At 43.8% G+C, this 11,589-nt stretch carries 9 protein-coding genes and 1 tRNA gene; 8 read left to right on the top strand and 2 right to left on the bottom strand.

The window, feature by feature from the left end; all coding sequences use genetic code 11:
• The first annotated feature begins 16 nt into the window (after nt 1-16).
• Nucleotides 17-93: transfer RNA gene (locus tag ACP7BU_RS02090), tRNA-Val, on the top strand.
• 342 nt (nt 94-435) lie between these two features.
• Nucleotides 436-1,473 carry a metallophosphoesterase gene (locus ACP7BU_RS02085; protein ID WP_425878008.1) on the top strand — a complete coding sequence of 346 codons (1,038 nt, stop codon included), beginning with the start codon at nt 436-438 and terminating at the stop codon, nt 1,471-1,473.
• A gap of 66 nt (nt 1,474-1,539) precedes the next feature.
• On the opposite strand, the gene ACP7BU_RS02080 is transcribed toward ACP7BU_RS02085, so the two are convergent.
• Nucleotides 1,540-1,962, bottom strand: coding sequence for an OsmC family protein (locus tag ACP7BU_RS02080; RefSeq protein ID WP_004280142.1), 423 nt, complete (start codon nt 1,960-1,962; stop codon nt 1,540-1,542).
• Nucleotides 1,963-2,109: 147 nt separating this feature from the next.
• Between ACP7BU_RS02080 and crp the strand changes: the two genes are divergently transcribed.
• The 4 genes from crp to clpB all read left to right on the top strand — a co-directional run bounded on the left by crp (nt 2,110) and on the right by clpB (nt 7,380).
• Nucleotides 2,110-2,817 (top strand): cAMP-activated global transcriptional regulator CRP, encoded by a 708-nt coding sequence (gene crp / locus ACP7BU_RS02075; protein WP_425878010.1) that lies wholly within the window; start codon nt 2,110-2,112, stop codon nt 2,815-2,817.
• 173 nt (nt 2,818-2,990) lie between these two features.
• Complete coding sequence (locus tag ACP7BU_RS02070) at nt 2,991-4,040, top strand: NADP(H)-dependent aldo-keto reductase (RefSeq protein WP_425878012.1); 1,050 nt, start codon at nt 2,991-2,993, stop codon at nt 4,038-4,040.
• Nucleotides 4,041-4,183: 143 nt separating this feature from the next.
• The gene (locus tag ACP7BU_RS02065; RefSeq protein ID WP_004646580.1) at nt 4,184-4,549 is read left to right on the top strand and encodes an antitoxin Xre/MbcA/ParS toxin-binding domain-containing protein; all 366 of its coding nucleotides are present in this window, start codon (nt 4,184-4,186) and stop codon (nt 4,547-4,549) included.
• A 251-nt stretch (nt 4,550-4,800) separates the two neighbouring features.
• Entirely contained in the window at nt 4,801-7,380 is a 2,580-nt protein-coding gene (clpB, locus tag ACP7BU_RS02060; RefSeq protein ID WP_253174337.1) for an ATP-dependent chaperone ClpB, read from the top strand.
• A 184-nt stretch (nt 7,381-7,564) separates the two neighbouring features.
• On the opposite strand, the gene rlmKL is transcribed toward clpB, so the two are convergent.
• Complete coding sequence (rlmKL, locus tag ACP7BU_RS02055; RefSeq protein ID WP_071850358.1) at nt 7,565-9,769, bottom strand: bifunctional 23S rRNA (guanine(2069)-N(7))-methyltransferase RlmK/23S rRNA (guanine(2445)-N(2))-methyltransferase RlmL; 2,205 nt, start codon at nt 9,767-9,769, stop codon at nt 7,565-7,567.
• 232 nt (nt 9,770-10,001) lie between these two features.
• Between rlmKL and ACP7BU_RS02050 the strand changes: the two genes are divergently transcribed.
• On the top strand, nt 10,002-10,346 hold the full coding sequence (locus ACP7BU_RS02050) for a hypothetical protein (RefSeq protein ID WP_425878015.1): 345 nt from the start codon (nt 10,002-10,004) through the stop codon (nt 10,344-10,346).
• Between the two features lie 224 nt (nt 10,347-10,570).
• Nucleotides 10,571-11,587, top strand: coding sequence for an aspartate carbamoyltransferase catalytic subunit (locus tag ACP7BU_RS02045; RefSeq protein ID WP_004730000.1), 1,017 nt, complete (start codon nt 10,571-10,573; stop codon nt 11,585-11,587).
• The last annotated feature ends 2 nt before the right edge of the window (nt 11,588-11,589 follow it).

Here is an 11,589-nt window from a genome sequence, read left to right as displayed (position 1 = left end):
ATATGCCAAGCATTCTAGGTGTATAGCTCAGTTGGTTAGAGCGCTACGTTGACATCGTAGAGGTCTCCAGTTCGAGTCTGGATATACCTACCAAGATTCTAAAAGCTCATTCTAAGAATGGGCTTTTTTTATTACGCTATTGAAATGTAATTTTTTTTATTTCATAAGTATTTCAGCCTCCACTGAACTAAATATCAAATATAAAAATATCAGATCAAGCTCTTAAATATTCAAGCAGCATAGTCGGCATTTGCCAATACTTTTAAGAACAAGATAAGCGTCTTCATAAAAATTAAGCTCATGATTTCACTTAAACTTACAATACTGAATATTGATTTATTTAAATGATGATTCATTCTGTATTCAGATCTTCATAAATTTAAAGGATACTTATTAGGGATATATTCTGTTTTAGACTTAATTCAGGATGCATAAATGAAGTACTCATTTATACAGCAGGCTTTCACTGGTCCCGTGGACATCGTAGGGGATATTCATGGTGAGATTGCCGCGCTGGAACAACTGATCCAGGTATTAGGTTATGACCGGAATGGTCATCATCCAGAACAGCGCAAACTAATTTTTGTCGGTGATCTATGTGACCGGGGGCAAGACAGTGTTGCGGTGATCAAACGCGTCAAACAGCTGGTAGATGAAGGCTATGCACAATGTGTGATGGGTAATCATGAATTGAACCTATTGACCGATACTTTGCGGGAAGGCAATGGCTGGTTTTTTGGTTCACCGCATCAGGATGATCTGAAACCTTTTGATTCGATCCAAGCCTCAATCAAAGATCGACAATGGATTCTGGATTTTTTAAATAGCTTACCGTTGGCTTTGGAGTCGGAGCAGCTGCGTGTTGTACATGCCTGTTGGCATCAAGGATCAATTGATCAATTACGCAATTCTGGTTTTACTTCGCTTGGCGAAGCCTATGCTGATTTCGTTCAACATACAGCGCTGGATCTGCAAGCCTTAGGTATTAATGAATTCATCCAGATAGAACAGCAACGCTACCAACACCAGTTCAAAGACCCGGCTGCAACTTTACCTTTATTGCAACATCTCGCAGAAAAAGAGCTGCGTGAGCAAATGCACAATCCGATTCGGGTCATTACTTCTGGTGCGGAAAAAATCGCCTTAGAACCGATTTATGCCGGTGGAAGGTGGCGGATGATCGACCGCGTGCCATGGTGGGACAGCTATACCGACCAAATTCCAGTCATTACTGGACATTATTGGCGGAACTTTAAATCTACTGAAGAAAAAACCGGTTTACTCAAATCGATCGATGCACTGCAATGGTATGGACAGCAACAAAACGTATTTTGTGTGGATTATTCAGTGGGTAAACGCTATCTCGATCGTCAACAGGGTGTCGCGTTCAGACATCGACTCGGCGCCTTAAGATTTCCAGAAAATATCTTGAGCTTTGAAAATGGCAATCAGTATTCAGTTCAGCGGTTCTGAGAAAAGGCAATTTTCTGATACAAAAAAAGCAGCTTTTCCAGCCGCTTTTTTTACAGAATCTAGATTTTATTCTGCTTCGATTATTTCATAATCATGGGTGATTTCAACACCGCCATCAGACAGCATTTTGCTGGCAGAGCAATATTTTTCAGCAGAAAGTTCTACGGCTTTTGCGACCTGTTTCTCTTTAATCGCTTTGCCGGTCACTACAAAATGCAAGTGAATTTTCGTGAATACTGCCGGAATTGTATCTGCACGTTCAGCCTTTAATTCGCAGCGTACATCGGTAATATCCTGACGAGCCTTCTTTAAAATGGTAACAATATCAAAAGACGCACAACCGCCCAGACCCGTTAAAAGCAGTTCCATAGGACGGGGACCACGGTTTTCACCACCGTATTCAGCTGAACCATCCATGATAAGGCTATGACCACTTTGAGTTTTTGCTTCAAAAGCAACATTCTCTAACCAATGAACGCTTGTTTGCATTGCAACTACCTAAAAAAAGCTATAAATTTGTCAAGTAACTGTACACTAACATAAATTGGGTTGATACGGAATTTCAATCCCACTGTGTGACAAGTTCACATTAGGTCTTGTGCGATCTATAAATTATCCATAATCGGAACTGTTAGCATGACTTCAAACTTTTCACAATTAAGCACTGATGCGCTTTCTCCGGGGCAATTACCAGAATCCGTGAAAGCACTGTTAAAACGTGCATATATTAATCGTTATCCAAAACGTACCACGATCATTGATGCAGGATCAGAATCTAAATCTTTATATTTAATTCTGAAGGGGTCTGTATCTATCATTCTTCGTGAAGATGATGATCGTGAAATTGTCGTGGCTTATTTAAATGCGGGTGACTTCTTTGGGGAAATGGGTCTATTCGAGGTTAATCCACAACGTACTGCGGAAGTTCGTACGCGTGATGTGTGTGAAATTGCCGAAATTACCTATGAAAACTTTCACGAAATCAGCAAGCAATATCCTGATCTGAGCTATGCGGTATTTGCTCAATTAGTACGTCGTTTGAAAAATACCACACGTAAAGTCACTGATCTGGCATTTATTGATGTTTCAGGCCGGATTGCACGTTGCCTGATCGACCTGTCTTCACAGCCAGAAGCGATGATTTTGCCGAATGGCCGTCAGATTCGTATTACCCGTCAGGAAATTGGCCGTATTGTTGGCTGTTCCCGCGAAATGGTCGGACGTGTACTAAAAACCCTGGAAGAGCAGGGCATGATCGAAACCGATGGTAAAGCCATCCTGATCTTTGATGCTTCATTAGAAGAAGCATCTGAAGCAGTGGCAGATGTTGCCATAGACGAATAATCCAGATATTAAAAAGCAAATCTTCGGATTTGCTTTCTTTATGCGTCATTACTCAATACATAAAAATTTAGAACAAGCTTCTCAGAAAAGATGATTTAAGTCTCCCTTATAATTCCGATAGGCTATAGCCCACTTGATCTCAATTCACTGAATAAAATTCACAGGATGTTTTTATGCAATTCAGACCGTTGGCGGATACCGGCATTCTTTTGCCAGAAATTTGTTTGGGCACCATGACCTTTGGTGAGCAGAACACACAAGAACAGGCTTTTCAGCAACTGGATTATGCTTTAGATCAGGGAGTGTATTTCTGGGATACTGCGGAAATGTACCCGGTACCGCCAAAACCTGAAACGCAGGGTGCTACCGAGCGTATTATCGGGAACTGGATCGCTGCCCGTGGTGGCCGTGACAAACTTTTTTTAGCCTCAAAAATTGCCGGACCCTCGCAAGGTGGTAGCCATATCCGGGATGGTAAAACTCGTTTCGTTGCCGATGAAATTTCAGCAGCAATTGACCAGTCATTGTCACGCCTGCAAACGGATTATATTGACCTGTATCAGCTGCACTGGCCGCAACGCCCCACCAATTTCTTTGGCAAGCTGGGTTATGGCAATGCTGAAGCGGCAGAAGACCGTACCGTGACAGATCTCGAAGAAACCCTGACCGCCTTGCAGGATGAAATTAAAAAAGGCCGTATCCGTTATATTGGTCTTTCCAATGAAACCCCGTGGGGCACGATGAAATTTCTGCACCTCGCAGAGAAATTAGGTTTGTCCAAATTTGTCAGTGTACAAAACCCATATAACCTGCTGAACCGTACTTATGAAATCGGCATGTCAGAAATTGCCCATTATGAAGGTGTGGGCTTGTTGGCGTATTCACCTTTGGCATTTGGTTATCTGACCGGTAAATTCCGGCATGGTGCACGTCCTGCCAATGCGCGTGTAACACTGTTCTCCCGCTTTAGCCGTTATAGCAATCCGCAAAGTGAATGGGCAACCGAGCAATATGCCCAGCTGGCAGAACAGCATGGCTTAAGTCTTACCCAATTGGCTTTGGCCTTTATCAAGCAGCAGTTCTTTGTGACCAGTACGATTATTGGTGCCACCAATCTGGATCAGCTGAAAGAAAATATTCAGGCATTTGAAATTGATCTGTCTGAGGAAATACTGAAAGGTATTGAGGCAATTCACCGTCAGCAACCGAATCCGGCACCATAATCATGGTGTTGTTATTTTAAAGCACCCTCCAAGCGAGGGTGTTTTAATTTTATGAGAAATTAAATTTGATGATAAACAACATGGCCGGAAAACAATAAAAGCAGCATAATCGAAATAAGACGCATCAAGATGATTTGATAAAAATGAATAGTGAAACAGGTATTTCTAAATCCCAAGTATTAGCTATAGCAGTATTCAACTTAGCTGAGCAGTTGCAACTGAAAGAATTCGAACTTGCATTGATTCTGGGTTTATCTGAGGCGGAATTATCTCTGGTTATAAATGAAAAAGAATTAGAACCAGATACTACAGCAGGCGAAAAAGCTATAGCTTTAGTAAATATCTATCAAAAGTTATTTAGCTTGCATGGTGGAGACTTGAGCTGGATGCGCCATTTTATCAATTCACCTAACAAGCTTTTGAATCATCAAACGCCAAGATCCTTGATGCAAACAGAACATGGTTTGAGTGAAGTATTGCGATTACTAGGAAGGTTGCAACCGTACTAAAAATATCTCTCTATTCTCTACTAAGCTGAAAAATAGCAGAGTAAATTAAATAAAATATGAATTGTTTATCTTCACCTTAAAAATTCTTCTAACCTCACTTGAAATATGATTTGATTACACCAATATTATTATTAAAGACTGTCTAAATGTTTATATTAAGTTTTTGAAAAATATATAAAAATGATTTGAAATTTTATCAAGTGCACCCATATATCCATCAAGTAGAAAATTTGTTGTGAGGAATAACAAGAATGCGTTTTGAAAAATTTACCAATCGCCTGCAGCAAACCCTTTCCGATGCACAATCGCTGGCCATGAGTAAGGATCATACCTCCATTGATGGGATCCATATCTTGGCCACCTTGATGGATGAAGCATCCAATGTCAGCCTGCTGCAACAGGCCGGTGCTAATCTGCGTGAGCTACAAACCAAGCTGCAAACAGCATTGAGCAATGCGGCAACCCTGACCAATCCATCAGCAGATGTCAACCTTAGTCCTGAAGCGGCAAAAGTATTGCATCTGGCAGACAGCTTTGCGCAAAAAGCCGGAGATGAGTTTCTATCTACGGATTGGGTGCTGTTGGCGTTGGCTGAAACCGGAAATACCAAAACTTTATTAAATAGTGTTGGCGTAAAGGCAGAAACTTTAGGTCAAGTGATTAATCAATTTCGAGGCGATGAAAAAGTCATGAGCAATAATCATGAAGATCAGCGTGATTCACTGAATAAGTACACCATTGATTTAACTGAACGTGCGTTGGCAGGCAAGCTTGATCCTGTGATTGGCCGTGATGATGAAATCCGCCGTACTATTCAGGTTCTGTCACGTCGTACTAAAAACAACCCGGTACTCATTGGTGAGCCAGGGGTAGGTAAAACTGCAATCGTCGAAGGTCTGGCGCAGCGGATTATTAATGGTGAAGTGCCTGAAGGACTCAAAGGGAAACGTGTTTTATCTCTAGATCTGGGTTCTTTGCTGGCCGGTGCCAAATACCGCGGTGAGTTTGAAGAGCGCTTAAAAGCCGTTCTGAAAGATATTGCCAAACACGAAGGCGAAATCATCCTGTTTATCGACGAGTTGCATACCCTGGTGGGTGCTGGTAAAGGTGATGGCGCGATGGATGCCGGCAATATGCTTAAACCTGCGCTGGCCCGTGGCGAACTGCGCTGTGTCGGTGCCACCACACTGGATGAATATCGTCAGTATATTGAAAAAGATGCAGCGCTGGAACGTCGTTTCCAGAAAGTGCTGGTGGATGAGCCAAGCGTGGAAGATACCATTGCGATTCTGCGTGGTCTGAAAGATCGCTATGCGACCCATCACGGGGTACAGATTCTGGATTCAGCCATTATTGCTGCTGCGAAAATGTCACACCGTTATATCACCGACCGTCAGTTGCCGGATAAAGCCATTGACCTGATTGATGAAGCAGCATCGCGCATCAAAATGGAACTCGATTCTAAGCCAGAAGCTTTAGATAAACTGGAACGCCGTCTGATTCAGTTAAAAATGCAGCTGGAAGCGGTGAAAAAAGATGAAGACTCAGGTGCCAAAGCTGAGATTCAATACTTGTCCGATCAGATCGCCACAGTTGAAAAAGAGTATCATGACCTGGAAGAAGTCTGGCGTGCAGATAAAGCGCTGGTCGAAGGCAATAAAGACGTACAGATCAAACTGGATCAGGCACGTACAGCACTTGAAAAAGCGCAACGTGAAGGTGATCTGGGCGAGGCCGCGCGTTTGCAATATGGCGTGATACCAGAGTTGCAAAAGCAGCTTGAACTGGCTGAAAAAGCCGATGAGAGCGCAACGCCAAAATTGCTGCGTAACAAAGTCACCGACAATGAAATTGCTGAAGTAGTGAGTGCTGCGACCGGTATTCCGGTTGCGAAAATGCTGCAAGGCGAGCGTGACAAATTGCTACATATGGAAGAATTCCTGCATAACCGTGTAGTAGGGCAAGATGAAGCCGTGGTGGCGGTATCCAATGCAGTACGCCGTTCACGTGCCGGTCTGTCAGATCCGAACCGTCCAAGTGGGTCATTCCTGTTCCTGGGGCCAACGGGTGTCGGTAAAACAGAATTGACCAAAGCCTTGGCGAATTTCCTGTTTGACAGCGACGATGCCATGGTGCGTATCGATATGTCAGAATTTATGGAAAAACATTCGGTGAGCCGTTTGGTTGGTGCGCCTCCGGGCTATGTCGGTTATGAAGAAGGTGGGGTGCTTACTGAAGCCGTACGTCGTAAACCGTATAGTGTGATCTTGTTTGATGAAGTCGAAAAAGCGCATCCGGACGTATTTAACATCTTGCTACAGGTACTAGATGATGGCCGTTTAACTGACTCGCAAGGCCGGGTAGTGGACTTTAAAAACTCTGTGATCGTCATGACTTCGAACCTGGGTTCGCAGGATGTACGTGAATTGGGCGGTAATGCCACTAAAGAAGAAGTCCGTACGGTGGTGATGAATGCGGTATCGGAACATTTCCGTCCGGAATTTATCAACCGTATTGATGAACTGGTAGTGTTCCATGCGCTGGAAAAAGACCAGATTCGCGGTATTGCCGATATCCAGTTGGACCGTTTACGTCAACGTCTGGCAGAACGCGATATGCGCTTGTCGGTAGATGACAGCGCTTTCGATCAGCTGATCGAGGCCGGTTTTGATCCATTGTATGGAGCACGTCCACTGAAACGTGCAATCCAGCAGCGGATTGAAAATGGTCTGGCGCAGAAAATCCTGGGCGGAGAATTCCAGCCGGGCGATACCATTCTGGTGAAAGCTGAAGCAGGTGAGTTAATCTTTGAAAAAATGAAACTTAACTAAACCGCTTCTCCTTGCAACAAAAAACCCAGCCTAGGCTGGGTTTTTTTAATCTTATTTTTAACTTCGAGCATTGCAACACTTTTGTATTCTTGTTGCGGCGAGCTTTAAAGCATGGCTTAAAACTCAGCTCAGGGAAAATAAAGAAGATATCAATCGTGATAAAGACAGTTAATTCATCATCAAATTACACTTGCGGATGACGGATTTTCCAGGCACGGTGAATCTTTTGATTCCGCTTGAAGTCAGGTCCAATGGTTTCCTGGGTAATTTCTTCAACATCAAAGAAGGCCAGAATTTCTTCATCCATCTCAAAACCACGATAGTTATTTGAGAAATACAAGGTACCATCAGTGGTTAAGCGGTTCATCGCACGTTTTAACAGGGACAAATGGTCGCGCTGTACGTCAAAGGTCCCGTAGAATTTCTTCGAGTTTGAGAAGGTTGGTGGGTCGATAAAGATCAGCTCATATTGCTCATGACCTTCTTTTAGCCATTCGAAACAGTCAGAGGCAAAGAACTGATGCTGTTCATCCGCATGATCCACGGTTAAGCCGTTCAGAACAAAATTTTCTTTAGACCAGTTCAAATAAGTATTCGACAGATCGACGCTGGTTGTACTTGCAGCACCACCCAAAGCAGCATGTAAACTTGCCGTTGAGGTATAGCTGTACAGGTTCAGGAAGTGTTTACCTTTTGCTTCACGTGCAATACGTAAACGCATTTGACGGTGATCCAGAAACAGACCGGTATCCAGATAATCGGTCAGGTTGACCAGAATCTTGGCTTGACCTTCCTGAACGATAAAACGCTTGGATGCTGTACTTTGTTTGGTGTACTGGTTTTTACCTTCCTGACGTGCACGGGTCTTGATAAAGATCGCATCACGGCCCAAACCGGTCACGGCACGAATGGCCTGTAAGGCCAGGTTGAAACGTTTTTTGGCTTTTTCCGGATCAATAGTTTTAGGTGGCGCATATTCTTGTACATGCAAACGCTCGCCATACAGATCTACTGCGACGTTAAAATCAGGTAAATCTGCATCATAGAGACGTAAACAATGGATCTGTTCCTTGACTGCCCATTTTTTTAGAGCTTGCATATTTTTGGTCAGACGGTTGGCAAACTCCATCGCACCTTCAATCGGTTCAAACTGCTGAGGCTGCCAGCTTTCTAGGAATGGACGTACCACTGCGGCCGGTTTAACCGTACCGAAGCGGATATAGATCGGCAATTTACCATTCATCAAACGCAGGATTTGCGGATCATTAAAGGCCAGCACATCGGCCTGTTCCACTTGGGAGGCAATCACAGCCGCTTTTTGATTCGGGAAATTCTTTTGCAATAAAGCCGATAAACCCAGGTATAAAGAACGGTTTTGCGCTTTATCGCCGAGACGTTCGCCATATGGCGGGTTGGTCACGAAGAATACTTTCTTGCCTTCTGCATGGAAATCAGGCCAGTCATTTAAAGTCCGTTCTTCGATCATGATATTGTCGAGAGCAGCTTCAAAACCCGCCGCGATAATATTTTGTCTGGTGGCTTTAACCGCTTCCCAGTCCGCATCGAAAGCATAGAATTGTGGTAATGGATTTTCCATTGCCGCTTGATGACGTTCAGCAGCTTCGGCCTTGATGCTCATCCACAGTTCATGGTCATGGCCATTCCAGCCATTAAAACCGAAACGACGGACCAGACCCGGTGCACGGTCGGTCAAAATCATTAGGGATTCAATAATAAAGGTACCTGAACCACACATTGGATCGACAATGATGTCCGGATTAATCTGTTTAAGCTGGCCTTTTTGCAGAATCGCAGCAGCCAGGTTTTCCTTAATCGGTGCATCAGTCATGAAACGGCGATAACCGCGTTTATGCAAAGAGTCACCAGACAGGTCGAGGCAGTAAGTATGTTCTTTCTTGCCTGCCAGAATATACATGGTGATTTCTGGCTGTTTGGTGTCAATGCTTGGACGTTTGCCTACCGCTTCCATAAAGGAATCTACGACACCATCTTTGGCACGTAAAGTCGCAAACTGGGTATTGACCTTGATATCACGTTCGACATGCAAACGAATCGCAAAGGTACTTTGTGGTGCAAAAATCAGCGACCAGTCAAAGCTGAGAGCCCCTTCATAGAGTTCTTCTGCCACATCACGGGCATCATGAGAAAATTCAATTTCATGCGTGTGGATCGGCATCAAGACACGTGAAGCCAGACGTGACCACATGCAGATACGATAAGCATTTTCCAGTGTACCTTTAAAGGTTAAACGGCCCGGAAAACGCTCAATATTCTGAACACCTAAGCCTTGTATTTCTTCTTCTAATAAGGTTTCCAGACCATCGGCACAGGTGACCCAATAATTGCTTAAACGTGGAGAGGTATTCATATAATAGAGAGACCAAAAAAGATAAATAAAAAACTGCGCTAAGTTTACCGTATTTTTATATTGAAAGCTTTTGAAATTCTCTGAAAGGCCGTGGCATGTGATAGAGAAAAATAATATTCACACTATAAATTGAGGAACTGGTACGCATTTTGCTCTATACATGGCAAATCAGGCGGTCAGTCGATGGGGAGCGATGGCTGCCTGATTTTTCAATTTTATAATGGGGGTTAAGATGTTAGAGAATCAGTTACGCAACCATGACGCTTTTTCAGTGGCCACTTTAATTTATGCACGTTTACGACGGGTTACCGGTCGGGTAATTGATGCAATTTATCTGGCAGAGAACCTGGATTATGCCCGGCATGTGATTCAACTGGCAGAGCAAACCCAGGATCCAGATTTGAATCATCTGATCCAGCGCCTCAAAATGGTACTGGAGATTTCTGAAACAGCACAAGATTCACCAACAGAATCTGCACACCCGATCCAGCAGGAAGGGCTGATCTCGGTCGAACCGGATGAAGACGATATCTATCGTGCACAGGTGTCACATCGGTATATTGGTGCACTGCGTTAAACCTGAGATGGGTGTGAATGCTCCAGACTGAAGCGCCCGTTGGTTTTGTACTTAAAATCAGCAAGATGCAAATCGGGTTAAATTATCTTATTGAAAAAATACAAAGGAATCTAATTTTTTATTTTTATTGTTCAGATGCTTTTTGTACAAGTAGCAGCGTGGCCAACTATAAAAATTCGCCAATCTCTGTATAATATGTTGACTTAACGCATAAGGAATCTCTCATGCACTTGGCGGCATTGCATACACCGAGCCAGATTCAACTCAATAAAGAAGGTAATCTAAAACACTTCTTGACCATCGAAGGTCTTTCTAAAGAAACCCTGACAAAAATATTGGACACTGCACAGTCCTTTTTTAATGACCAAAATCAGCTGATCACCAATAATTTGCTTGAAGGCAAAACAGTGATGAACCTGTTCTTCGAAAATTCTACCCGTACCCGTACCACCTTTGAAGCCGCTGCCAAGCGCCTTTCTGCCAATGTTCTCAATATCGATATTGCCCGTTCGAGTACTTCTAAAGGTGAAACCCTGCGTGACACCTTATGGAATCTGGAAGCCATGGCGGCCGATATTTTCGTGGTACGTCATTCATCTTCAGGGGCAGCGCATTTTATTGCCAAAGATGTTTGTCCAACCGTGGCAATTATTAATGCCGGTGATGGCCGTCATGCGCATCCGACTCAAGCGATGCTGGACATGCTGACCATTCGCCGTGAAACCAAGAAAAAATTCGAAGAAATGTCGATTGCCATTATTGGCGATATCAAGCATTCACGTGTCGCGCGTTCAGATGTGGCTGCCTTGCAAACTTTAGGTTGCCAGGATATCCGGGTGATTGCACCGAATACCTTGCTGCCATTGGGTTTTGAAGAATATGGCGATGGTGTTCGTCTATTTAACAATATGGAAGACGGCATCAAAGACTGCGACGTGATCATTACCTTACGTATTCAGAACGAGCGTATTGATTCTCCGGCACTTGCCTCGCAAGCAGAGTTCTACAAAATGTATGGCTTGAATAAAGAACGTCTTGCCATGGCCAAACCGGATTGTATCGTGATGCATCCGGGACCAATGAACCGCGGCGTTGAAATCGACTCAAGTATTGCGGATGGTCCGCAATCTGTGATTTTGAAGCAGGTGACCAATGGTATTGCCGTGCGTATGGCGGTGTTGGCTTTATCGATGCAAGGTCAGTTACAAGAACAAGGTTTGATTGAAGCGATTGCGGGTTAAGG

Source organism: Acinetobacter sp. 40AMC3-4, assembly GCF_049898185.1.
Classification (GTDB): domain Bacteria; phylum Pseudomonadota; class Gammaproteobacteria; order Pseudomonadales; family Moraxellaceae; genus Acinetobacter.
This window is presented reverse-complemented; position numbering and strand designations above follow the sequence as displayed.